The sequence below is a fragment of the Flavobacterium psychrotolerans genome (assembly GCF_003097635.1).
Lineage (GTDB): Bacteria > Bacteroidota > Bacteroidia > Flavobacteriales > Flavobacteriaceae > Flavobacterium > Flavobacterium psychrotolerans.
On the sequence record NZ_QCZI01000018.1, the window covers coordinates 18,369 to 41,989 of the forward strand.

At 34.0% G+C, this 23,621-nt stretch carries 24 protein-coding genes; 11 read left to right on the plus strand and 13 right to left on the minus strand.

Annotated features, from left to right (window positions below):
- Window positions 1-73: 73 nt before the first annotated feature.
- From DB895_RS12325 to DB895_RS12335, 3 genes are all read left to right on the plus strand, one after another.
- Window positions 74-703, plus strand: coding sequence for a hypothetical protein (locus tag DB895_RS12325; RefSeq protein ID WP_133242675.1), 630 nt, complete (start codon window positions 74-76; stop codon window positions 701-703).
- Window positions 703-1,530, plus strand: a complete 828-nt coding sequence (locus DB895_RS12330; protein ID WP_116725670.1) for a hypothetical protein — start codon at window positions 703-705, stop codon at window positions 1,528-1,530. The genes DB895_RS12325 and DB895_RS12330 overlap by 1 nt, the downstream gene beginning before the upstream one ends.
- Before the next feature lie 167 nt (window positions 1,531-1,697).
- Window positions 1,698-2,219 carry an ATP-binding cassette domain-containing protein gene (locus DB895_RS12335; RefSeq protein WP_262497406.1) on the plus strand — a complete coding sequence of 174 codons (522 nt, stop codon included), beginning with the start codon at window positions 1,698-1,700 and terminating at the stop codon, window positions 2,217-2,219.
- Between the two features lie 96 nt (window positions 2,220-2,315).
- Here the strand turns inward: DB895_RS12335 and DB895_RS12340 are convergent, their stop codons facing one another.
- The 7 genes from DB895_RS12340 to dapF form a co-directional block, all read right to left on the minus strand.
- Entirely contained in the window at window positions 2,316-2,951 is a 636-nt protein-coding gene (locus DB895_RS12340) for a peptidoglycan-binding protein LysM (protein WP_116725671.1), read from the minus strand.
- A 97-nt stretch (window positions 2,952-3,048) separates the two neighbouring features.
- Window positions 3,049-3,942: a DUF2279 domain-containing protein gene (locus DB895_RS12345; RefSeq protein WP_116725672.1), complete on the minus strand. Its 894-nt coding sequence runs from the start codon at window positions 3,940-3,942 to the stop codon at window positions 3,049-3,051.
- Window positions 3,943-5,180: 1,238 nt separating this feature from the next.
- On the minus strand, window positions 5,181-6,104 hold the full coding sequence (locus DB895_RS12350) for a DUF2279 domain-containing protein (RefSeq protein WP_116725673.1): 924 nt from the start codon (window positions 6,102-6,104) through the stop codon (window positions 5,181-5,183).
- Window positions 6,105-7,148 (minus strand): endolytic transglycosylase MltG, encoded by a 1,044-nt coding sequence (gene mltG, locus DB895_RS12355; RefSeq protein ID WP_116725674.1) that lies wholly within the window; start codon window positions 7,146-7,148, stop codon window positions 6,105-6,107.
- Window positions 7,149-7,159: 11 nt separating this feature from the next.
- Window positions 7,160-7,693, minus strand: a complete 534-nt coding sequence (locus tag DB895_RS12360; RefSeq protein WP_116725675.1) for a GNAT family N-acetyltransferase — start codon at window positions 7,691-7,693, stop codon at window positions 7,160-7,162.
- Window positions 7,694-7,717: 24 nt separating this feature from the next.
- Window positions 7,718-8,071, minus strand: coding sequence for a four helix bundle protein (locus DB895_RS12365; RefSeq protein ID WP_116725676.1), 354 nt, complete (start codon window positions 8,069-8,071; stop codon window positions 7,718-7,720).
- Between the two features lie 12 nt (window positions 8,072-8,083).
- A complete protein-coding gene (gene dapF, locus DB895_RS12370) occupies window positions 8,084-8,875 on the minus strand; it encodes a diaminopimelate epimerase (RefSeq protein ID WP_116725677.1) in 792 nt (263 codons plus the stop codon).
- Window positions 8,876-9,078: 203 nt separating this feature from the next.
- On the opposite strand from dapF, the gene DB895_RS12375 reads away from it, so the two are divergent.
- Both DB895_RS12375 and DB895_RS12380 read left to right on the plus strand, forming a co-directional pair.
- A complete protein-coding gene (locus DB895_RS12375) occupies window positions 9,079-9,360 on the plus strand; it encodes a type II toxin-antitoxin system RelE/ParE family toxin (protein WP_116725678.1) in 282 nt (93 codons plus the stop codon).
- 11 nt (window positions 9,361-9,371) lie between these two features.
- A complete protein-coding gene (locus DB895_RS12380; protein ID WP_116725679.1) occupies window positions 9,372-9,671 on the plus strand; it encodes a HigA family addiction module antitoxin in 300 nt (99 codons plus the stop codon).
- A 72-nt stretch (window positions 9,672-9,743) separates the two neighbouring features.
- Here DB895_RS12380 and DB895_RS12385 read toward each other — a convergent pair whose 3' ends face one another.
- Window positions 9,744-10,679: a T9SS type A sorting domain-containing protein gene (locus tag DB895_RS12385; protein ID WP_116725680.1), complete on the minus strand. Its 936-nt coding sequence runs from the start codon at window positions 10,677-10,679 to the stop codon at window positions 9,744-9,746.
- A 539-nt stretch (window positions 10,680-11,218) separates the two neighbouring features.
- Between DB895_RS12385 and DB895_RS12390 the strand changes: the two genes are divergently transcribed.
- Complete coding sequence (locus DB895_RS12390; RefSeq protein WP_116725681.1) at window positions 11,219-12,610, plus strand: trypsin-like peptidase domain-containing protein; 1,392 nt, start codon at window positions 11,219-11,221, stop codon at window positions 12,608-12,610.
- Window positions 12,611-12,675: 65 nt separating this feature from the next.
- Here DB895_RS12390 and DB895_RS12395 read toward each other — a convergent pair whose 3' ends face one another.
- Window positions 12,676-13,134, minus strand: a complete 459-nt coding sequence (locus DB895_RS12395; protein ID WP_116725682.1) for an Lrp/AsnC family transcriptional regulator — start codon at window positions 13,132-13,134, stop codon at window positions 12,676-12,678.
- 210 nt (window positions 13,135-13,344) lie between these two features.
- Here DB895_RS12395 and ald point away from each other — a divergent pair, with 210 nt between their 5' ends.
- Window positions 13,345-14,478, plus strand: a complete 1,134-nt coding sequence (ald, locus tag DB895_RS12400) for an alanine dehydrogenase (protein ID WP_116725683.1) — start codon at window positions 13,345-13,347, stop codon at window positions 14,476-14,478.
- Window positions 14,479-14,570: 92 nt separating this feature from the next.
- On the opposite strand, the gene DB895_RS12405 is transcribed toward ald, so the two are convergent.
- Together DB895_RS12405 and DB895_RS12410 are read right to left on the minus strand one after the other, a co-directional pair.
- Window positions 14,571-15,200, minus strand: a complete 630-nt coding sequence (locus DB895_RS12405; protein ID WP_116725684.1) for a hypothetical protein — start codon at window positions 15,198-15,200, stop codon at window positions 14,571-14,573.
- Window positions 15,201-15,323: 123 nt separating this feature from the next.
- Entirely contained in the window at window positions 15,324-16,733 is a 1,410-nt protein-coding gene (locus DB895_RS12410) for an APC family permease (protein ID WP_116725685.1), read from the minus strand.
- Between the two features lie 165 nt (window positions 16,734-16,898).
- Here DB895_RS12410 and DB895_RS12415 point away from each other — a divergent pair, with 165 nt between their 5' ends.
- The 3 genes from DB895_RS12415 (at window position 16,899) to DB895_RS12425 (ending at window position 19,649) form a co-directional block, all read left to right on the plus strand.
- Window positions 16,899-18,410 carry a T9SS type A sorting domain-containing protein gene (locus tag DB895_RS12415; RefSeq protein ID WP_116725686.1) on the plus strand — a complete coding sequence of 504 codons (1,512 nt, stop codon included), beginning with the start codon at window positions 16,899-16,901 and terminating at the stop codon, window positions 18,408-18,410.
- Window positions 18,411-18,540: 130 nt separating this feature from the next.
- Window positions 18,541-19,095, plus strand: coding sequence for an REP-associated tyrosine transposase (locus DB895_RS12420; protein WP_116725705.1), 555 nt, complete (start codon window positions 18,541-18,543; stop codon window positions 19,093-19,095).
- Between the two features lie 140 nt (window positions 19,096-19,235).
- Window positions 19,236-19,649: a hypothetical protein gene (locus DB895_RS12425; protein WP_116725687.1), complete on the plus strand. Its 414-nt coding sequence runs from the start codon at window positions 19,236-19,238 to the stop codon at window positions 19,647-19,649.
- Window positions 19,650-19,913: 264 nt separating this feature from the next.
- On the opposite strand, the gene DB895_RS12430 is transcribed toward DB895_RS12425, so the two are convergent.
- Together DB895_RS12430 and DB895_RS12435 are read right to left on the minus strand one after the other, a co-directional pair.
- A complete protein-coding gene (locus DB895_RS12430) occupies window positions 19,914-20,537 on the minus strand; it encodes a DDE-type integrase/transposase/recombinase (RefSeq protein ID WP_166426974.1) in 624 nt (207 codons plus the stop codon).
- A gap of 279 nt (window positions 20,538-20,816) precedes the next feature.
- Window positions 20,817-22,010 carry a T9SS type A sorting domain-containing protein gene (locus DB895_RS12435; RefSeq protein ID WP_133242676.1) on the minus strand — a complete coding sequence of 398 codons (1,194 nt, stop codon included), beginning with the start codon at window positions 22,008-22,010 and terminating at the stop codon, window positions 20,817-20,819.
- Window positions 22,011-22,378: 368 nt separating this feature from the next.
- Between DB895_RS12435 and DB895_RS12440 the strand changes: the two genes are divergently transcribed.
- A complete protein-coding gene (locus DB895_RS12440; protein ID WP_116725690.1) occupies window positions 22,379-23,611 on the plus strand; it encodes a TMEM143 family protein in 1,233 nt (410 codons plus the stop codon).
- The last annotated feature ends 10 nt before the right edge of the window (window positions 23,612-23,621 follow it).

Consider the following 23,621-nt stretch of genomic DNA (forward strand, 5'->3'; position numbering starts at 1 on the left):
GATAAACGAGGATAAACCACAGTATTTTATTGATGGAATAGTAGAATATTATGTTTCGTTAAAAAAAAACAAAATGGAAATATTATCTAACCGATCATTTGAGAATAAATCTATTAAACAATTAAGTTCTTCTTATAAGTTTCTAGTGGCAGGAGTTCCTGATTTTAATCATTATTTTATTTATAAAAATTTATCTAAAGGTTATAGGTTCGATGATTCAAAACCAGAAAGCATTTTAATAATTAATAAACAAAATGATACTAATAAAGGAATTATAACCAAAACGAATGATGGTTTTGAAATACAATTGTCAATTTATTCAAATGACAATCCAAAAATAATGAGATTTTTCGGGATGGAATCTATTTTAAAAAATTATAATATAAATGCTATTTATAGTGCAAATAAAGTTTCAAGTTGCAATCTAAACAATCTTATTTACTTTAAAGAAATAAGAACCTACACTATTAAAAAGAAGAAAAATGACGACTACACAAAAATTGATGCTATTCATGAATTTTTCCTGCTTGAAAAAGAATATGTTAATGAAATCTCAACTAAAAATTTAAGTAATTTCTATACCTTCATTACTCCAAGTAATTATAACGATAATTATTGGCAGGAGGTAGAAAATAAAATATTTCAACCTCTGCCTAAATCATTAGAATTATATATAAAAGAAAAATTGACTGAAATTAAATAATGTCTAATATTTATATTTTCATAACTTTCCTAAAGAACAAGGGACTTTGGGATATTAAATACGATAAAATTATTACTTATAAAAAATCACAACTCAAAATGTTTAAAAATATTTTATTTTATTTTTTCTATTTTGTTATCATTCAAAATTCATTTTCGCAAACTGATAAATTAATTTCAGGAACTATTTTAGCTAATAATATTGCCCTTAAAGGAATTAATATAATAAATATTGTTAACAAAAGTGAAACTAAATCTGATGAAAACGGCAAAATTAAAATACTATGTAAACCTAATGATTTACTTGTTACTACTTCTTCAAATTTCGAATTGATTCGAAAAACTATTGACGTTAGTGAATATAATTCAGGAGAAATCATCATCGAAATGACCCCTAAGGCAAATGAACTTGACGAAGTGACAATCCTTAAATACAGCAAAATTAATGCTGCAGACCTTGGCATTTTGGTGAAATCTGCAAAAAAATATACTCCCGCAGAGAGAAGGCTTTATGCAGCTTCTGGAGGTATTTCAGGAATAATTAATTCTTTAAATGGTAATATAAAAATATTAAAAAAAGACATTGAAATAGAGAAACAACATAATATCAAAGACAATTTGACAACTTTTTTTTCAGATGACTTTTATATCAACCAATTAAAGATTCCAAAGGATTATATTCGTGGATTTCAATATTTTTCTATTGAGGATGATGACTTTAAACAGATGATGCTTTCTAAAGAAAAAAATTTAATTGCTTTTAAATTGGAGCAATTAGCAGAAATTTATAAAATTTTACAAAAAGATACAGGATATAAAAATAATTGATTATTAAAAAACTGTCGTAGTTTTTTCAAGTACACAAAAATGATCATTCCCAAAAAATTATTATTGAAGATAAACATGAGAAGTATTTGGTGGTTTTGACTTCCATCCAATTTTATTAGACGGAACTCTATTTCCTTTGCAGTAACAAAAGAAGTTCTCGAGATTACATTCATTACCAAAGTTTGCGAAATTGTATAGGGGTTATTCCGCAACAATTAAATTTATTTTCGGGAACTATAATAGAAAATATTGCTCTAGGTGATTCATTTCCAAATATTCAGCATGTTTTAGACCTATCCAAACAATTAGGAATCACGGAATTTGCAGAAAAATTACCCAATGCTTTTAATACTCAGATTGGAGAAAATGGAGCTATGCTTTCCGGTGGACAAAAGCAACGCATTGCCATTGCAAGAGCTTTGTATAAAAATCCCGAAATATTATTAATGGATGAAGCGACATCCTCTTTAGATACTAATTCTGAAAAAATAGTAAAAGAAGTGATTGATAATTTTAAATCACAAGGAAAAACCGTGATTGTAATTGCTCATCGTTTGAGTACTATTGCGAATGCAGATACAATTTTGGTGATGGAAGACGGAACGATAGCTGAATCTGGAAATCATCCGGATTTATTGCGTTTAAAAGGAAAATATTCTGAATTATGGAACAAACAAAGTTTTGTCTAGAAATTTAATACTTTTCATAATGAAACTGTTTTTCGTTTAATGGACATAAAAAAACCTGCCAAAAGCAGGTTTTTACTATATTATATCTTGAAATACTTATTTCACTTTTGCATTAATATCAGCGATAATCCCTGATGTTTCATACCCTCCAAAATCTCTCATGTACGTTTTTACAGATGCGCCATATTGATCTTTACACTTCATTGTTCCATTGCTGTTTAGAAATCTTTTTACGGAACCTGCACCTCCTAAATGCGCGGCAGCAAGTATGCCCGATTCTGTGACTTTAACTCCCCCAATAATTCTTCCTGAAAATTTTTCGATTTCGTCTTTTAATTCTGATTTGTTTTTAGACAAAAGAGCCACAAATGCTCTTTCTTGTAATTTTGGACTATTTAAAAAAGATATAGTTTCATAAATACCGATGGTTTTTAAAGTTTCCAAACCAAACTGGTATTTCCCCATATAGCCCAAAGAGTTGATCTTTTTATATTTCCCTTCCGATTCTCTAAAAGCTACCGCCTCTTTAAAACCAACAAAAAACTTTCCGGTGAAAGGGATATTCAAATTAGCATAATCTTTTTGTTCTTTGGAAGGAAATGAATAGGACAATCCATCTTCAACATTTACATGAAACCAATCGTGATTTTGTAATTCGAAAGGCTTGAAACCGGAACTTAAATAAACAATTATTAAAGCTAGACTTGAGTAAAAACACCATTTTTTTATCATAATATATTTTTCTTCTTAAACTGTCACTCTAAGAAATTTCTACATCACAAATGTACGATAAAAAATACAAATCTGAAAATCAACAAGTTAAAGTTTTCTAAAAATAAAAAAAGTAAATTTTCGAATCTCCTTTCTCATTGATTTCAAACGTTGGAGCTGGGATTTTTACAACATTTACAACTGAGAAAACAGTTTTCAAAAAATGGGATTTCGTATCGATTTTAGTCAAATCGGCATCGAAACTGAAGTAGTACTGATGAAATTTAACTTGCTTAGTACCCAAAATTCGAGGCCTATAATCAACTCCTTCCGTACCATATCCTATGGCTAAATTCATCCATTTAGGAATTTTAGAGGCTTTAAAAAAGGAATGCAAATTGACCGACAACCAAATGGTTTCTTTATCTAATGTTCCCATTAGTTGTGATTTCGTTTTTTCAGGATTTGCACAGACAAAACCCGAAGTTCCACACGACCATTTGGGTATAATTCTTTGTTCTTTCCAAAGTAATTCCTGTGAAACAAATAATGATGTCCCAATGCTATTTGCAATTACATCGCCATAGGAAGCTCCCTTCTTAGAAAACCCATCTGCTAACTCTATACTGTTCAAAAAAACAAATCCCATTCCTGCTCCATAAATCAATTGATTTTTTTTACTGACACCACTCCATTGCAAAGCATTAGAAAAAAGGTTGCCAATTTGATAGGATACAAAAATGTGGTTCGCTTTGTCCATTTGTAAACAACTTACATTATCACTAACAAAATGGAATTTAGCATTGAAATGGTCACTAGTTAAAGGCTTATTCATTTGTATCATTCCTGCAACATAAAAGGCACTTTCCGCAACAACAACAGCATTGCGTCTCGCAATATTCAAACTATCAGAAGGTCTGAGCAATAAATTAATTTCGGATTGACCCCAAGAAATATTAAAAGAAAAAATTGTGAGTGCAAACAAAAATAATATTTTATTAAAAGTATTCATATCCTTGTTATTAATAATTAATAATTAGTGAATTCAAATCTTATTAATACGGTTAAACTTGACAGATTAAGGATGCTCAATTGACGTGAATAAATTATTTAGCAAAAGCTTACAAACTATCATTGCTATTCAATTGAATATCATCTGCAACGCCCTTAAAAAAAGGCATGCTTCGCCCGATCTAGTATAAGAATATCTACTTCTCACACTTAGAAAAAATCAAGACAAAACGCTAAATGTTTAATTGGAAATTAAGAAAAAGTCAAACAAATAATTGTATCACTTTAATTTAACACTTAAATATTAAGTGCCATAGAAAAAATAATGTCCAATATATTTGTAAAAAATAAATTAATTGGTATGGCGTTTAAAGCGCGATTAATCTATTTGAATTGGTAAATAACAACACTTAAAATAAAGGGTTAAACAATTTGCAAATGATCCAAACTAAATTCTTTATCAAACAACAAAACTGACTTTAACATATACCGAAAGATAATTTTGTGATCTAAACAGTTATGTTAATATCTCAAATCTATATTCCACAAAGAATTTCAAATAATTCATGTTCTTATTAACTAAGATTATATCCATTGTAAAACCCGTATTCTCAAATTATTAATATACTTTGTTTCTAAAAAAATCCTTTCTAATCGTTGACTAGATCGATATTAAGATAATATTGACTCCAAAACGAATAACTAATCCGATAAATGACATTCTATTTTATAAGTCATTAACAAGACTGAATCACACCACTATTACGTATTAAATTATTAATTGTCAGGTATTTATAAAAAATAACCACTTACAAATTCACTATAAAAAAGCCTTTATTTAGAAACTTCATAATAAATTTATAGATATAAAATTTCAAATCAATAGAGATTTGTTTAAATTAGATAAAGTGTCTTTTTATATGGTTGAACAGCGGAAAAAGAAAATATTGGAGTTAACATTTACGTATTTAATTAAAGAAAAACATATATGAATCATTAGTTTCAAACAAATAATTTATTGCCATCTTTCTTTTAAAATATAAAAAACAGGAAAGTTCAGACAACAGAGGAAGAAGTGGAACAGTACTCGTAGACTATTTTACTTATAGAAAAAGCTCACATAATAGTAAAGTACTCTATCAATCAGGAAGTATTAAAAACAAAAAAACACATCGTCCAATAATTTTGGAACCGCGTGTTTTTTTACAACTTTAACCGTATAATTTTAATTCTATATAGCTAAAAATAAAAAAAATGAAATTTAGAATCTCCTCTCTCATTGATTTCAAACGTTGGAGCCGGGATTTTGATAGTATTAAAAACTGAAAAAATAGTTTTCAAAAAATGGGATTTCGTATCAATTTTAGTCAAATCGGCATCAAAACTGAAGTAAAACTGTCGATACCGTTTTGATTCTGGAAGAAAAACAGTATTAATAAAAGCATCCTCTCCTGTAATCATCCCTTCCGCTCCATAACCAAAAGCCAGATTGAACCATTTGGGAATTTTTGAATCTTTGATAAAAGAATGCAAATTAACTGATAACCAATAGGTTTGCCCATTATAATCCTTTATAATTTGCTCCTGTAAAGAATTTCCCAAAACATTAGGTCTAACCGGAGCGTAAGGTGTGGTATGAAAAGAAAATTTCGGAACGATTCGTTGCTCTTTCCACACCAATTCTTGAGAAACATACAAGACTGTTCCTGAAGCGTTAGCGGCAATATCACCAACAGACGCGCCCCAATTAGAAGAATACCCATCCAAAACCTCAACAGCTGACAAGAATACAAATCCTAAAGTGGCACCATATATCAACTGGTTTTTCCTGCTGACACCACTCCATTGAAGTGCTTCTCTACTTAAACGACCCAATTGATAAGAGGAATACACATGTCCCACTTTATCCATTTGAAGCCATTCTCCATTGTCATTTATGAAATGAAAATCGGATTTTGGATAATCAGCATACCAGAGTTGATTGAGTCCAATCAAAACGCCTGCTGAAACCACAGTTTCTGTTAAGACTACAGCATTCCTTCTTTGAATGTTCAAAGAATCTGCTGGTTTAAGAAATTGAGAAAACTCATTTTGGGCGGAAACAGAAGTCGAAAAGACAAAACAAAATAGAACGAAAAAGAAGGGTATATTGAATTTTAACATCTATCGTTTTATTCCTTGCTTACTTATCCAAGCCACATATTTCTGGCGATTAACTTCATGTTGTGCTGGAGTAACTGCAAATTCATGGTAGCCAAAATTCGTTACGCTGGCGCAGAAATAAATGTAGTTGTGCTTTTCGGGATTCAAAACTGCGTCTAGCGCCGTAATGTCGGGCATGGCTATTGGTCCTGGAGGCAAACCTTCGTATTTGTAGGTGTTATAAGGCGAATCGGTTTCTAAATCTTTATTTAGAACTCTTTTTATGACTTGATTGAAATCTCCCGATTTTAGTTTAACGGCATAAATCACAGTTGGATCGGCTTCTAGTTTCATTCCCGTTGACAAACGGTTCAGGTAAACGCCAGCCACTTTTGGTCTTTCGTCTCTTTTTACGGTTTCTTTATGTACGATGGAAGCCAAAATCGAAACTTGGATTGGTGTCAGTTTCAATTTTTTTGCTTTCGCCAAACGGGCTTCTGTCCAAAATTTACGGTATTCCTTTGCCATCTTGTCTCTAAATTTTATGGCACTAGTATTCCAAAAGAACTCATAAGAATTGGGAACAAACATACTCAAGACATTTTCTTCTGTAAAACCGTTTTCTTCCAAAAACTTTTTGTCTTTAAAAGCGGTCAACAAACTCAGGCTATCGGCTTCGATTTGAGAACCAATTCTTCCCGCAAAATTTTCCAATCTTTCCTGATTGTTAAAAGCCAAATTCACCGGATTATTTAAACGCAAAGAATTTACTATTTCATTGCTGTTCATCCCTTTTTTTAATAAAAATCGACCTGCTTTTTCGGTCTTTTCGGGATAGGATTTTTTATTGGCCACCATTTCAAAACGTGACATGTCTTGAATGTATGGCGCAATTATTTTTTTTACCTCTTCATAATTAGCATCAGTTGGGATGTAAACATAGACTTCACTTTCAGCAAATTTAGTATTTACCCCAAAAATGTCCCGGTATAAAATATATCCATAAACGATTAAACCCGTGATTAAAACGACTGAAAATATGCTCGCGATTTTTTTGAATTTCAAAATGTAAAAATTTAAAGTTGGTTGTTGATTAATTGAAATAGCGCCTCGTCTTTATATTGGCCATTGACCAAATTCCATTGTTTTTTGACGCCTATTTTTTGAAAACCAAAATTAGTAAAAAGAGAGATACTTACCACATTTTCTACGTCAATATTAGCATATAATTGATTTAAATTTAACTGAGTAAACACATATTGAATCAACAAGTCTAACGCTTCGGTACCAATTCCTGCATTTCTTTTGTCTGGGTTTTTTATAACGATACCAACTCCCGCCCTATTGTTTTTAGGATCAAAATCGAATAGGTCGATTAATCCGACAGCCGGAAAATCCTGGTCTTTGCAAATCGCCAAACGCAATTGCTTTGCTTCATAAATATCCTGATGGGCATTTTCTAAATATTGACGAATCAAAAACCGACTGTAAGGCGTTTGCGTGTTGCTTACTGACCAAATCGTTTCGTCGTTTTCCAGCTCATACACAAACTCCAAATCATTAGGTTCGAGTGCGCGTAAGTAGATATTTGAACCTTTTAAAGTTACCATTTTATAATAATTACGAATTTGAAATTACGAATTACGAATTGACATCTGAATGGAACCAATTATTTTCAAAATTTTCTCAACATCTTTCAATAAATCCCCTGATTGTTCAACTGTTAAATAATCAGAATCTCTTAATAGTCTTATCCAATATTTTGATTCTCTTGTTTCTTTATAAGCAATGGTTATTTTTGCGAAAAAATCTGCTTTTGATTGTCCTCCAATAGATTCTTCAATATTCGCACCAATAGACGTTCCGCTTCTTAACAATTGTTTTGACAAAACGAATTCCTTTTTTTCTTGAGTTAGATATTTATACACTTTTACAATCCTTAAAGCAAAATCATAGCTTTTAGTTTCAATTACATTGTCCGACTTCATAATTCGTAATTGTTAATTCGTAATTATATCAATCTCTCCTTTAAACACAAACTCTGCCGGTCCTTTCAGGAAAACATTCGTAAATTTCCCCTCGGTTTTATCAAAAGAAACTTCTAGTTTTCCGCCTTGAACCTGAAGCTCAATAGCATTCGAAGTTGTTTTTCCTAATGTATTCATGGCAATGGCGGCGGCAGTGGCACCAGTTCCGCAAGACAACGTTTCATCTTCAACACCTCTTTCGTAGGTTCTTAACGCAAAACTATGGTCTGCAATTTGTTCTACAAAATTCACGTTGCTTCCTGCTGTTCCGTACAAATCGCTATACCTTATTTTCGCCCCCATTGTTTTAATATCATACCGTTCTAGATCTTCAACCAACTGCACATGATGCGGTGAACCCGTATTAAGAAACACATAATCTGAGGCAATTTTCACAGTAGAAACATCAATCATTTGAAGGGAAACAATTCCATCCTCTGAAATTGTAGCGTGATGCAAACCATCAGTAGCAATAAAAGTAGTTTGATTTTGAATGACATGTAACTTTTTGGCGAAAGCCACTAAACAGCGTCCGCCGTTACCGCACATGGAACTTTGGTTTCCGTCGGAATTGTAATAGACCATTCTAAAATCAGTGTCAACATCATTTTCCAATAAGATTAATCCGTCTGCACCAATGCCAAAACGTCGGTCGCACAAATGTTCAATCAGTTTGATGTTGTCTTTTGGAAAGAAATTCGAGCGATTGTCAATCATCACGAAATCATTCCCCGTGCCTTGGTATTTGTAAAATTGTATTTGCATTTTTAAAATTGTATAGTGACAAAAGTACAACTATTAGTTATTTGGTTTTAAGCGATTGTTATTAAAAACAAATAATTTTTCTAACTAAAGGTTTTTTTATGACAAAGTGTTTTTGGAAATTATTAATTCTTCGTTATGTTATTTGGCATTGCACAAAAGAAAACAATTACTTATCTTTGGCGTTAGTATTTAATAGTTAGGCTGTGATAAAAAGTTTTGGGGATAAAGAAACAGAAAAAATTTGGGACGGAATTCAGTCGAGAAAATTACCTAGTGAAATTCAGCATGTTGCAAGGCGCAAATTGAGGATGATTAATAACGCTCAAAATGTTGCTGACTTTAGAATTCCGCCAGCAAACCATTTAGAAAAATTAAGTGGAAATTTATCAGGATTTCACAGCATCAGAATTAACAATCAATGGAGAATTATTTTTAAATGGGAAAACGATACTGCTTTTGAAGTGCAAATTGTAGATTATCATTAAAACTAAAAGTTATGGGAAATTTAAAAAACATACATCCTGGAGAAATTCTAAAAGAAGAGTTTCTGGAACCATTAGGAATTACTGCTTATCGCTTGTGTAAAGAAACGTTTATTCCGCAAACCAGAATTAGTGAAATTCTAAAAGGAAACCGCAGGATTACGGCCGACACCGCTTTGAGGCTTTCTAAATATTTGGGAACCAGTGCTAAGTTTTGGCTTGGGCTTCAAGACGACTATGACTTGGAAGAAGAAAACAATTCTAAAAAGCATAATTTTGAAAACATAAAACCCATCGAGAACAACGCTGCGTGACAGTCGTTAATTCTACTTTGCATTTTATTTTAACCCTATCAGGGTTTTAAACCCTGATAGGGTTATTTATTTTTACTCCTTCACAAACTTACTCGTAAATTTTTCTTTTCCGGAATAGGCTTGCAGGATATACATTCCTTTTGCCAAGCTTTGCACGTTAACTTGGTTTGAGGTTTGAGCTTGTTGCAAAACTGTTTTTCCTGTTAGGTCTGTTATTATAATTTTATCTAGGGTTGTTGCGGCTGAAAATTGCAGGTTAAGGATAGCCTTGGTTGGGTTAGGAAACACAGTAACCTCATTATTTAGCTCATTAGTACTTGTGGCAAGACCACAGTTTAATGAATAACTTGCCGAAGTATCTTTATGCCAATTGCCATTTGCGACTGCTGCGTCTATATTATCTACTTGAATACACGATAACGATGGGTTAGTAATACAATTCAAAATTCTAAAAGCTGGCAACCCACTCACGTTTAAACTCATTAATTTGTTAGAATGACAATACAACTCTGTTAAAGCTGGCAACGCCTTCACATCTAAACTCATTAATTGATTATCACTACAATCAAATCTAAATAAAGCCGGTAATCCACTCACGTTTAAACTCGTTAATTTATTAAAAGGACAAACCAAAAATGTCAAAGCAGGCGCCCCACTCACGTCTAAACTCGTTAATTGATTAAAACTGCAATTCAAAATTCTTAAAGCCGATAACCCATTCACGTTTAAACTTGTTAATTGATTACCGTCACAACTAAAATCTATCAAAGCCGATAATCCATTCACATTTAAACTTGTTAATTGATTACCAAAACAATTCAAAGTTGTTAAAGCCGTTAACCCTCTCAAGTCTAAACTCGTTAATTTATTGGATTTACAATTCAAACTTGTTAAAGCTGTTAATCCACTCAAATTTAAACTCGTTAATTCATTCTGAGAACAAACCAAACTTTTCAAAGCAACAAAGTCCTGAATTCCTGTTAAATCGGCAATAGATTTATAGCTCACATCTAACGAGGTTACCTTGTTAATATTGGCGGTTAAAACCTTATGGTCTATCGCACCCTGTCATAGCTTAAGTTAATTAGCTTTTGCTCAAAATTAACATCAGGTATTGCGGTATATTGTGCAAAACCGTTTAATTGGAACAATAATGCAGCTAAAATAAGTAGTGTTTTTTTCATGGTGTTTGGGTTGTTCCTCCCCCAGCCCCCTCCGAAGGAAGGGGAGCCGAGGTGTGAAAATTGTTGTTATTATTAACCATGTAAAGCAAAAATAAAAAAACGACTTGTGCTATTTTTAAAGAAGGTATTTTTAGATTTTTTTAACAGTTTCCTCACCCCGACCCTCTCCGAAGGAGAGGGAGACGAGACTTGAGAGTTGTTGTTTGAGATTACTTTGCTTTATACTCTTGAAATGACTAGGATATAAAGAAAAACCACAACTATTAATTAAAAGTTAATCATTGTTAAACGTGCGTTAAACCCGATTTGGCAAAAAAAATATTTTTTTATTTTTACTGTCTTATAACTTAAATACTATTAAAAATGAAAAGATTTGGAAATTTATTTTTGGTCTCTTTATTGAGTGGCGCCACAACTCTTGGTGCTTATAAACTACTATTTGATGGTGATTTGACACATTCAAAATCAGTCGTGACAGTGGCTCCCGAAAACTATTCCCGAAATGTAGGCTTGGGAGCGGAAGCAATTGATTTTACCGAAGCCGCGGACAAAACCGTACATACAGTAGTTCACGTAAAAAACGTTTCCTACAGAACCACATCCGACCCCATGCTGGAGTTTTTTTATGGTTTTAAAGGCGGTCAACAACAAGAACAAGTCGGAACGGGTTCTGGCGTAATTATTTCGGAAGACGGCTATATTGTAACGAACAATCATGTCGTGAAAGATGCTTCAGAAATAGAAATTACCCTAAACAACAAAAAAACGTATAAGGCAAAACTGATTGGTACCGATGCCAAAATGGATATTGCCGTTCTGAAAATTGATGCTGATGAAAAATTACCATATACCGTTTTTGCAGATTCCGACAACGTAAAAGTAGGCGAATGGGTGCTGGCCGTCGGGAATCCTTATAATTTAACCTCAACAGTTACCGCAGGAATCGTTTCGGCCAAAGCCAGAAATCTGGACACGAACGGAATTCAGTCTTTTATACAAACTGACGCCGCCGTGAATCCTGGAAACAGTGGCGGTGCATTAGTAAATACTCATGGCGAACTCATCGGGATTAACACCATGATTTCGTCTCAAACGGGTTCGTATGTGGGCTATTCATTTGCGGTTCCTTCTAACATTACCCGAAAAATCATTCAGGATATTATGGAATTTGGCAACGTGCAAAGGGGAATTTTGGGTATTGAAGGCACGGAATTGAATGGTTCCTTTTCAAAAGAATTGGGAATTAAAGAGTCACAAGGTTTTTACGTCAAAAAAACAAGTAAAGGTTCCGGTGCCGAAAAATCGGGCTTGACCAAAGGGGATATAATCATAAAATTAGACAACCAAAATATCGCTACGTTTGCGGAATTATCAGGTTACATCAACACCAAAAGACCTAATGACAAGGTGCAGGTTACCTTTATCCGAAACCAAAAAACCATGACCGTTCCAGTGACCTTGTCAAAAATTGATATAGCCATTGCGGAATATAAAGGATTAGATCTGGAGGACATCAATGCCACCGACAAGAAAAAATTCAAGATTGATTACGGCGTGAAAATAAAAGACATCAACAATGAAAAACTGAATGGTTATGCCAATGATTTAAAAGGCGCCATTATTTTAAGTATCGGCAACACCAAGGCCGTTGACGTAGAATCGGTTTCTAAAATCCTTTCTAACATTGATGAAAACCAAAGCGTGCAAATAGAACTTATTACCACTAACGGACAAGTCATCCGACTGATTTTATAATATTTCTTACTTACTTTATTTTTTATAAAGGCCGGTTTTTAGGAATCGGCCTTTTTTATTTATTATTAAATCGCTAAAACCGTAGTGCTCTTTACTTCCGAAATGATAAAAAAACTATTTATCAAGGAAACTTCCGGTAAAATAGATAATTTTTTCTGATGAAAATGGTGGTAACTTTCCATATCAGCCAGTACTACTTTTAGCATATAATCAAAACTTCCGGACACAAAATTGCATTCTACCACTTCGGGCATGTTCAAAATGGATTGATTGAATCCTTCCGAAATGTCATAGGTTTGTTTCACAAGAGTAACTTGACAATACACCGTAAGGTTTTTTCCCAGTTTCTTTTTGTTCAAAATGGAAACATATTTCTCGATAATGTTTTCTTTTTCCAAGCGTTTCACACGATCATGAACCGGCGTGAGGGAAAGATTTATTTTATTGGCAATATCCTTCAACGTCAGGTGGGCATCTTCCTGAAGAAGGCGTAAGATTTTTTTGTCGGTTTCGTCTAAAATCATAGGATAAAATGATGAAAGGATTGCAAATGCGTTTTTACTTTTCAGATATATTTTCGCTTTAGAACTATAAAGCATAGCTATAAAAAAAATATTTTATACCAAATTAGTAAATAAAATGAATATTTTCTTATTTACCGCCAATAAAGCATCATATTTTCTTTATCCACTACCTTTGTTTGTATCTATTTACCAATATTAAAACCTATAAAAATGATCATTGGAATCCCAAAAGAAATAAAAAACAACGAAAATCGTGTTGCCCTTACGCCGGCTGGTGTAGCTGAATTTAAAAAAAACGGTCATAGCATATATGTGCAAGCAAGCGCAGGAGAAAATAGCGGTTTTAGTGATAAAGCGTATGCAGATGCCGGAGCGGAAATATTGCCAACCATAGCCGATGTTTACAGTATTGCTGAAATGATTATTAAGGTAAAGGAACCTATCGCTTCAGAATATCCGCTAATCAAAAAAGATCAATTGCTGTTTACCTATTTCCACTTTGCTTCTTCTGAGTCCTTAACGCATGCCATGATAGAACGCCAAGCGGTATGTTTGGCTTATGAAACCGTTGAAAAAACAGACCGGAGTTTGCCCCTTTTGGTACCAATGTCAGAAGTGGCAGGCCGTATGTCTATTCAGGAAGGTGCGAAATATTTAGAGAAACCGTTGAAAGGAAAAGGCATTCTTCTTGGAGGTGTTCCTGGAGTTGCCCCTGCAAAAGTATTGGTTTTAGGTGGTGGAATTGTAGGTACCCAAGCTGCAAAAATGGCGGCCGGTTTTGGCGCTCAAGTCACAATTATGGACGTGAGTTTGGCCCGTTTGCGTTATTTGTCTGATGTTATGCCGGCAAATGTAACCACGGTGATGTCCAACCATTATAACATTTGTGAGGCAATTGCCCAAACCGATTTGGTTATTGGTGCCGTTTTAATTCCCGGTGCCAAAGCACCACACCTAATTACCCGTGACATGCTAAAATTGATGAGTCCGGGAACTGTCGTGGTGGATGTGGCCGTTGACCAAGGCGGTTGCATCGAAACCTGCACGCCCACAACACACGAAAACCCAACCTTCATTATTGATGATATTGTACATTATTGCGTGGCCAATATGCCGGGCGCCGTGCCTTATACGTCTACGTTGGCCTTAACAAACGCCACTTTACCTTATGCGCTACAACTGGCAAATAAAGGATGGAAAAAAGCCTGTGTAGAAAATGAAGAATTGAAAAAAGGACTAAACGTTGCCAACGGAAAAATTGTTTATAAAGGTGTGGCCGATGCTTGGGGATTGCCCTTTAACGATGTGGAAACCGTTTTACAAAACGAACTGCAACTGAACTAAAAACAAAAAAATCGATTTCCAACAAACAGAAAATCCGTCACGTTATCCTAACGAGACGGATTTTTTAATGTTTTATACACAAGTCGAAAATATTAAAACGGACTTTTCTCCGTCTTGATTCCTTCCGGAAGTTCAAATGTGTTTGCGTCCAGCTTCATCGGTTTTACTTCTGTCGCAACACTTTCCACGGTAAATACAGCAATCTCAATAATCGACTTTAAGGGCAAAGCATGTGACTCCGAAAGAAAGCCATACCAATTCCCGAACTTATGATTCACAAATAATTTTGCATCAACTGCCAGTTTTGAATTGAAATAATATTTCTGTAACCCACTTTCGCAAGTCAAAATCACTTCGTCACATTTGTAGCCTAAAACTTCTGTGGCATTTTTATTGACTTCAACTTTCAAAATTGCATCGCCTTGCACGCTTGCATCATTCCAAAATGCGGCTTCCGAATTCGCCATTTTAACATAAAGCCTATTTTCTTTGTTATTATAGAGTTGCCATTGCACCAAAGTCCCATTTGTAACCGATTTATAGTCGCCCCCTTTTATGAAATACTCTTGGGTCGAACCCAATAACGCAGCCCATTTTTGATCCGACATTTCCGGTTTTTTACTTTTATACGAATTGGTATAAACTATTTTACCCTCAAAATTTTGCCCAAACACAGCTATCGTGGTTAATACGCTAAAAACAATTACGATTCCTTTTTTCATTATTTATGATTTATATATTTTGTCTTGAACGATTTTTTTATTTGAAGCTAATCCTGCTGTTCGTTATATCCACGCTAAAAAGCGTGGGATGCCACTTCCATCAGGGCTAAAAACTACTAACAATTACCCCTTCGGCTTTGTCAAATAAAAGACCGGAATCCCTATCAGCATAATCAAAACACCCCAACCGCAAGTGCTCGTTTTCGTAAACAACAAGGCGATTGAAACAGCGCTTGCCACAACAATATAAAACAAAGGCAAAAATGGATACCCAAAAGCCTTGTACGGTCTTTCGGCATCGGGCATTTTTTTGCGAAGAATGAAAATCCCATATATAGTCAGGATGTAAAATATCAAAACGATGATGATGACAAAATCCAGCAAATCGCCATATTTTCCCGTCAAACACAATACTGAAGCCCACAAACATTGCACCCACAAAGCCCAAGCCGGAACGCTCGCCGAATTCAAGACCGCCGCTTTCTTAAAAAATAGTCCGTCATTTGCCATGGTATAATAGACTCTGGCTCCCGCCATAATGAGTCCGTTGTTACAAGCAAAGGTCGAAATCATAATCATGATGGCGATGATGTACGTCCCGATATCCCCAAAAATATATTGCGAGGCCACTACCGCTACCCTATCCGATTTTGCCGTGGCAATTTCGTCAAAAGGAATTACGGCGAGATACATCAAATTCGTCAAGACATAAATAATAGTTACGATAAAAGTCCCCAGAAATAAACTCAAGCCCACATTGCGTTTCGGGTTCTTGATTTCGCCCGCTATAAAAGTAACGCCCACCCATGCATCGCTAGAAAACAAGGAGCCCACCATGGCGGCCGAAATCCCTGAAATTAATGCCACACCACTAATGGGCAACCACGAACCCGTTTCTTTTACGTATGATTTTGTAGCCCAAACATCGGCCCAATTCGCATGCCAAATCTCGACTTTGGCAGCCAATAGAAATCCGAAAACAATCAACCCGAAAAGCGACAGGATTTTGATTATCGTCAAAACGGTTTGCATCATTTTGCTGTTTTTCACCCCACGACTGTTCAGATACGTCAGAAAAACTATGGTGATGATAGAAACGATTTGAGCCGCATTGAGCTTGAAATTACTGATTTCGAAGAGAATATTTTCATCGCTCACGGGCGGAAATAAATAAGCGGCAAACTTGGAAAAACCCACTCCAACCGCAGCAATGGTTCCCGTTTGAATCACCGCAAAGAAACTCCAGCCGTACAAAAAGGCAATCAATTTTCCGTAGGCTTCCCTTAAATACACATATTGCCCGCCCGCTTTGGGGAACATGGCACTCAACTCGCCATAACTCACCGCCGCAATCATGGTAATTAAACCCGAAATTACCCAAATGAGCGTGAGCCAACCTGCCGAACCCAATTGTCTGGCAATGTCTGAACTCACTATAAATATTCCAGAACCTATCATCGAGCCCACCACAAGCATGGTACCGTCCAGTAATCCGAGTTCTCTTTTAAAATGGTCTTGGTTGTTATCTTGCATGTTCTTTAGGTGTTGGGTATTGGGTTTTAGTTTGGCTAAAGATATACTTTTTTTGGAAATAGAAGAATTGATGATTTATAAATTGGAGGATAGTTAAGTAAAAGGTCTTTTGAAGATTTGTAGTAAAGTTTTTATATATTTGAAAGAAATAAAAATAGGTGTTTTATGAACAAATATAAAAAAACGACAAAAAAATTACTACTCTGTTTTATTTTATTAATTAGCCTTATGACATTTGCTCAAACAGATGTTAGCGGACCGTCCTTTACTAATACTGTCTGGAGCTTATCTGGGAGTCCATACAATTTGACAGGCGATGTTCAAATCCCTAATGGTATATCATTAACTATTGAATCTGGTGTTCAAATTAATTTTAATTCAGATTATGAGATTTTAATTAAAGGTACTCTCATTGCTAATGGCACCTCTAATCTTCCAATAACGTTTAATGGGGGTATTTCGGGGAAAGCTATGCTTATGTTTAAAAACACCGACTTAAACAACAGTAAATTATCTTTTATAGATTTTAAAGGCCCTAAAAACGCATTACAACTTGCACAAGAATCTGAACATCAACAGGACAATACTAAAAACTCTGGAATCTTAAATATTTCTGATATTTCGCTGAATAATACTCGAGTTCAAACTAACGGCTACGGTACAACAGCCAAATTATTTATTGAAAATGCTACAATATCTTCAACAACAATTATAGGGGTTTATCCAAGAAGCGAATCCATAGAATTAAAGAATTGCACAATAACTGATTGTTTGGTTAATTCGGATTCATATAATTATGGTATAATAATAAATGAGTGTGTCGCTAAAAATACTCAATTCAGCATAGGATGTTGTGGAGCAAACCTTAAATTCTTAAAATCTATTTTATCCGATTCTAGTATTCTTGATGGCGGTGGCCAACCAATAAATGGACCTGTAAAAATAATTGAGAGCATGTTAACTAATACTCCACTAAACATTCCTGCTTCAGAAGTTGAAATTACTGGAAGCACCTTTAATTATAATTCTTCTAATGGTTTAGTTTTTGGTAATGGGATATTTGAATGTTCTCAAATTACGGGTAATAATTTAGGAACAGCAATAAAATTAACAGGTTATAATGGATATGATATTGGGAAAAGCATTATAATATCCAATTCAACAATTAAAGACAATTCTGTGGGAATAGATATTATAAATGGAAATCTTATTACAATAAGTAATTCTAATATTTATAATAATGAGACATTTAATATTAAAAATTCATCCGTTAAAAACATAATTGCTACTAATAATTGGTGGGGAACAGCTGATACATCCATTATTAATAGTACTATTTATGATTATTACAACAACATTAATTTTGGAGTAGTAAATTATAACAATTCCTTTAATTCATTAATAAATAATTGTTCAACACTTTCAATTGATACTTTTTTAAAAAACAAAAAAGCTATTATATACCCAAATCCAAATAATGGAATTGTTAATATTGATTTAGGTTCAAAAGAAGAAGTTTCTATTAATGTGTTTACCCTGGAGGGGCAACTTATTTATAAAATCGAAAATATTTATACTCAATTTCACCAATTTGAATTAAATCAAACTTCAGGATTATATATAATTGAGATAAACACTCCAAAGAATAAACAATATTATAAGCTTATTATAAAATAACCCCTGCTAGCGTGAGCATGAATAACGCGAATGTCTTGTCCTAGAATAGGTTAACCCTACTTGCTTAGAAGGATAAAATAGAGCGTTTGCAATGCGGGTAATTTTAAATCAATTATATTTATCAGAAAAAATGTCAGAGAAATATAAGGTTATAGACAGCACAGTGCCTACCTTTGTTACCCTAACAGTTGTAGATTGGGTAGATTTATTAATAAGACCAATTTATAATAATATCCTGGACGAATCCCTGAACTATTGCATAAAAGAAAAAAGATTAAGTGTGCATGCCTATGTTTATATGACTAGCCATATCCATTTAATAGCAACAGCACCAGATGGAGAGCTTCAAAATATAATGAGAGATTTTAAGAAATTCACCAACAAAAAACTTATTGCTGCAATCAAAGAGCATCCCGAAAGCAGAAGAGAATGGTTGTTGCGAAAATTTAGTTATGAAGCCGAAACAACAGGAAGAGCAAAAAAATATAAACTGTGGCAAGACGGCTTTCATCCAGTGATATTAGATACATTGGAAAAAATGGAACAACGGGTGAACTATATTCATTATAATCCGGTCGAAGCACAAATAGTATTTCACGAAAGGGACTATGTAAATAGCAGTTACAGAAATTATGAAGAAGAAAATAAAGTTTTCTGCAATGTGAATGTAGAGCCTTTATGGTAGAGTAAGAATTTTATACCCGCGTTGCAAACGCTACTTTTATCCTTCGATTGTAAGTAGGTACTCGATACAATCGAGCACCAGAGGGGTGTAGTTGAGACAGGATCTAATGCGGCACCAAACCTAGTTAAATAATAATCGATATGTTAAAAAGAAATAAATCAATAGAAAATAGAATTCTCTTTTTTATAGTTTCAATTATTTTAATAACTTTAATAGCAAGAGATTTTTATATAAAAAGTGAAGTAAAAAAATCGAATAAGTTTACTATTGCAAAATTTACTTTAAAAAAGGATTTACCTAAAACAACAAATTTTTATTTTACTTATATTTTAAACGGAGAGAAAATTGTTACCGCAAATTCTGGAATAAATTACGATATCCTTAACTCTGAAACAGAGACTAAAATTATAGACAACTTAAAAATCAATTGTTTTTATTTAGCTAAATATGATCCAAAACATCCTAATATAATCATTGTCGATCCTTTAAAAAAAGTTACAGATACTACAGAAATTTTAAAAACAGGATTTTCGAGAGAGGATATTGAAAATTAAAAAAAACGAGCAATTGCTCGTTTTTTTTATGTTATAACATTGCTGCGTTTTTAGCAAAGAAGTCCTTAAATCTTTTGGTTGTTAGCACTGCTCCTCACACGATTCTTTTATAAAAAAGCGTTCCATATAAGGAATGAAATTGAAAATAAGGTAGTTGAGCATTATTGAATATTGGAGACGAGTCTGAGGTTTTGGAATAGAAAAAAGGGAAAGCCCAATACTGGAATACGTTCTGGAATAGGGTTTTTCTATTTTGCTTTAGCATTACAACTTACAATCTTTGCACTTATTTTGTTGGTTTTGCGCAACTCTCAAGATTTTATGTTCTTCAAAATGGCTTTTATAGCTTTTTAGGCCTATTGTTTTTCCTGAAAAGGTTTCTGTGGGCGTGTTTCCTTGCAAGGAGAGTTGAGGGCGTAAGGTGTTGTAGGTTATTACATCATTAGCTAAAGCCAAATCAAGCTGTTCCCTATTCTCTAAATATTGGGGCAGCAAAAATTGGTGTTTCATAATTTTATTGAACGCTTCGATTTTAGAGTTGGAAAACGGAATATCCTTTTGGGCAATCAGATGTTTTATATCTTCATCGGTTGTTTTTAAAAAATCCTGAACGGTGGTGTTTACATTCTCCACGCCACCATCGGTCATAAAAGTGATGGGTTCTTTGTTTTTGTACTTTAGATAGGCTGCTTGTAATAAGTATTTAATGGCTTTTGGACTGGAATTGTTTTCAACACTATATTCTAAAATCATTTTAGAATAATGATCCATCAGGAAATGAATATAGTGCTTCTTGTCATCCAGTGTTTTTAAAATCGTTACATCGGCGCACCAAATTTCGTTGGGTCTAAAGCTTGTCAAAGAGGCGTATTTTTTCTGAGGGCACAAGTGCCTGTTTTTGCTATATCCTAATAATTTGCTGTATTTATACCAGGTGGTCAGGCCAATTGAAACATCTTTATTTCGTAATGCCCTGTACCTCCCACGATTCTTTTATAAAAAAGAGTTCCAATTAAGGAATGAAATTGAAAATGAAGCAGTTCTATATCATTGAATACTAGAGACAGATCCGAGATTTAAAACATAAAAAAGGGATCCTGAGCAATGCCAAAAGAGGCTATCGAAAGATTTCTACAGCCTCTTTTACCTAATGCTCATTTTCTCTTATTATCTAATAATCATTTTTTTAACACCGCCATTAGTACTATCTTTCAATAGGTATATTCCAGAGCTCAAAGTTTCTTTTATAGTAGCGGAATTTTCAACTCGGTATGAATTTATTATTTTCCCCGTTAAATCTATCAATTGAACTTGAATTGGATTTTCTGAGGTAATTTTAAATTCACCATTACTTGGGTTTGGAAAAACACTGAATTTGGCAACTTTTGATTGGTTAAAATCATTAACTCCTAAATTAACCAATGCCTTTCTAAAAACGCCACCATTTTCAGTACAAACAAAGATATAATCACCCACTAATGTTGTACTAGTAATAGCTCCTCCAGTTATGCCATCTAAAGAAAGGTCGTCAATTTGAAAATTTGATAAATTCATTTTTGTCCCAACTCCATTCCCAAAAAAGTAAGAATTAAGAGCAACCATATCAGTAAATGAAGTTCGGTAATCACCCCCTGGTTTAAGAGGCATAAAAGTTTGAGTATCTTTATTGAAATAAAACAGCCCATTTTCGGTTAATGTAAACAGCCCTATTTGATATACTCTAATTGGTGCAGTAAAACCAGGATTAAATGGCACATACGTTTTTCCAAAATCATCTGTACGATAAACGCCATTGTCAGTTGCAACAACATCAATTTCGGTTTTATTTGGCCCATCTAAAAATGAAATATAATTAATATTATTTCCGCCGCCAGTCAAACCAGTTGATTGAGAATAACCCGCATTATTTGGATTGTAAAAAACCCCGCCACCATTTGTACCTAAATAAAGAACCCCAGGATTTTCTCTTTTAATCCAACATTTGATATTTTGATTTGATAGAGCAGCTACCGGCACATTGCTTAATGGTATTCCGTGTTCATAATAACTAAACATTGACTGTCCTGTAAATGATAAAAAAGGTCCCCCACCAGTAGCCGCCATTTTTACACCCGCGCCATATACATTGTTAAAAGAGTAGTTAGGTAATTTAGCATTGAATTTCCAACTACTCCATGTGTCTCCATTGTTTACAGAGTAAAAAATTCCTTTGTCTTTAACCGCGGTAACTAAAGTATCTTTTAAATTCGCCACCCCACGGGTTGTAAGAGCTGGAAGACCATTATTTACAGCGGTCCACTGTGCAAATATCGTGTTAGTAAAAAGCAACACTAATGCTGTTAATGTAATTGTTTTTTTCATTTTTTTATTTTTAAAATTAGGTGCCAATGTAGTAAATAAATGTTAAAAACGCCATAATCAATACATTAAAATGTTAAAATTTTTAAACTAAATTATTATCCCTTTCTTACGAGTGCTTCATACTAAAAAAACCAGACTGCTCGGATATACCACGTACGCTAGCAGAAATGTATTCAGTACCCACAGTAAAGACACAAAACAAAAAAAACCAGCCTATCGAAATGTTCCTTAACACTCTGTATTCTGTCCCAAAAAAGTTTAACATGAAATAAGGAATCCACATAAAATATAAAAATTTCATTTTTGTACTTTACCTTTGCCGGACATATACAAAATACCCCATTAAAGTTAAAGAACCCGAACTCAATATGAAACGAGAACACTATATTCCATTTGACAAGGAATTCTTACTCGAACAACAACTGGCAGCATATAACGGTGATGCAACGAAAGTGGAAGATTTCAAAAAGCTTTTTGACATCATCGAACATTATTTTCACTACGAAGCATTTAACCTTATCCGGAATCTAAAACAAAATTATGCGTTATTCAATCCCGATTTAAACCCCAAAGAACGGGAGGTATTTGTTGGTAAAAGTGACTTTTCCATTTTTAGAAAAAAACTGCTTCAAGTTCTGGATCGCGGTAATTTTAGTCGCGTTAATCAGGAAACTTTAGACAAAGCTTTCAAAGATTCCGATTTAATCGGTTTAAAACTAGCCATCGATTTTAATCTTATTAAAGAATATGAATTGTATGTTCGAGGAGAGCATAAAACCAAAGAAAAGGTTCGTAAATTCTTTTTTTGGAAGAAGGAAATAGAGATTGAATACTATGACCGGGTCATGATTTACCTAAAGTACCACGATGCAAATTACTATACCGACAAAAAAATCCGTTTAGACAAACTGCCGCTTGATCCCGGAACCATCGTATTAAAAATCTTCAAACGCGTCCCTAAAAACGATCTGGAAACCGTATTCCCGAATGCAGTCCCCAGAATGTCTACAACCGATAAAATATTGTTTTGGGTACCGGGTCTTGTGGGAGGCATTTCGTTATTGAGCACTAAAGTCATTCCTGCGTTGATTACCATGTATGGGGCTTATAAATCGGGCGAATCTATTGACTTGCTAAATAGCAAAACGTCATTAAATCAAGGTTTAATTGCCCTTGGGATATTAGGCGGTTACTTATTCCGACAATACAGCAGTTTTATAAACAAGAAGATAAAGTATTCAAAAATGCTTTCGGATAGTCTTTACTTTAAAAATCTCGGAAATAACGGTGGCGCATTTTATACGTTGTTAAACGCTTCGGAAGAGGAAGTACTTAAGGAAACCATTTTAGCTTATGCCTTTTTGAACAGAAGTAAAACCCCTTTAACTGCTGAAGCACTCGATGATCAAATTGAAACTTGGTTTAAAACGAAGCTAAATGCAGACTTTGATTTTGATGTGAAAGAAGCGTTGCTGAAATTAAAAAACATGGGGCTCGGCATGGAAGTGAATGGTAAATGGGAAGTCATTCCTTTAGATCAGGCTCTTGTTAAGATTGACGAATTATGGGATGGAATTTTTGAGTACAACACGGCTGACTGAGTTGCAGCTA

Coding starts and splice junctions, on each gene's coding strand:
- DB895_RS12325 (WP_133242675.1), top strand. CDS start 74: ATGGAAATATTATCTAACCGATCATTTGAGAATAAATCTATTAAACAA.
- DB895_RS12330 (WP_116725670.1), top strand. CDS start 703: ATGTCTAATATTTATATTTTCATAACTTTCCTAAAGAACAAGGGACTT.
- DB895_RS12340 (WP_116725671.1), bottom strand. CDS start 2,951: ATGATAAAAAAATGGTGTTTTTACTCAAGTCTAGCTTTAATAATTGTT.
- DB895_RS12345 (WP_116725672.1), bottom strand. CDS start 3,942: ATGAATACTTTTAATAAAATATTATTTTTGTTTGCACTCACAATTTTT.
- DB895_RS12350 (WP_116725673.1), bottom strand. CDS start 6,104: ATGTTAAAATTCAATATACCCTTCTTTTTCGTTCTATTTTGTTTTGTC.
- DB895_RS12360 (WP_116725675.1), bottom strand. CDS start 7,693: ATGGTAACTTTAAAAGGTTCAAATATCTACTTACGCGCACTCGAACCT.
- DB895_RS12365 (WP_116725676.1), bottom strand. CDS start 8,071: ATGAAGTCGGACAATGTAATTGAAACTAAAAGCTATGATTTTGCTTTA.
- dapF (WP_116725677.1), bottom strand. CDS start 8,875: ATGCAAATACAATTTTACAAATACCAAGGCACGGGGAATGATTTCGTG.
- DB895_RS12380 (WP_116725679.1), top strand. CDS start 9,372: ATGGGAAATTTAAAAAACATACATCCTGGAGAAATTCTAAAAGAAGAG.
- DB895_RS12390 (WP_116725681.1), top strand. CDS start 11,219: ATGAAAAGATTTGGAAATTTATTTTTGGTCTCTTTATTGAGTGGCGCC.
- DB895_RS12395 (WP_116725682.1), bottom strand. CDS start 13,134: ATGATTTTAGACGAAACCGACAAAAAAATCTTACGCCTTCTTCAGGAA.
- ald (WP_116725683.1), top strand. CDS start 13,345: ATGATCATTGGAATCCCAAAAGAAATAAAAAACAACGAAAATCGTGTT.
- DB895_RS12405 (WP_116725684.1), bottom strand. CDS start 15,200: ATGAAAAAAGGAATCGTAATTGTTTTTAGCGTATTAACCACGATAGCT.
- DB895_RS12410 (WP_116725685.1), bottom strand. CDS start 16,733: ATGCAAGATAACAACCAAGACCATTTTAAAAGAGAACTCGGATTACTG.
- DB895_RS12415 (WP_116725686.1), top strand. CDS start 16,899: ATGAACAAATATAAAAAAACGACAAAAAAATTACTACTCTGTTTTATT.
- DB895_RS12420 (WP_116725705.1), top strand. CDS start 18,541: ATGTCAGAGAAATATAAGGTTATAGACAGCACAGTGCCTACCTTTGTT.
- DB895_RS12425 (WP_116725687.1), top strand. CDS start 19,236: ATGTTAAAAAGAAATAAATCAATAGAAAATAGAATTCTCTTTTTTATA.
- DB895_RS12435 (WP_133242676.1), bottom strand. CDS start 22,010: ATGAAAAAAACAATTACATTAACAGCATTAGTGTTGCTTTTTACTAAC.
- DB895_RS12440 (WP_116725690.1), top strand. CDS start 22,379: ATGAAACGAGAACACTATATTCCATTTGACAAGGAATTCTTACTCGAA.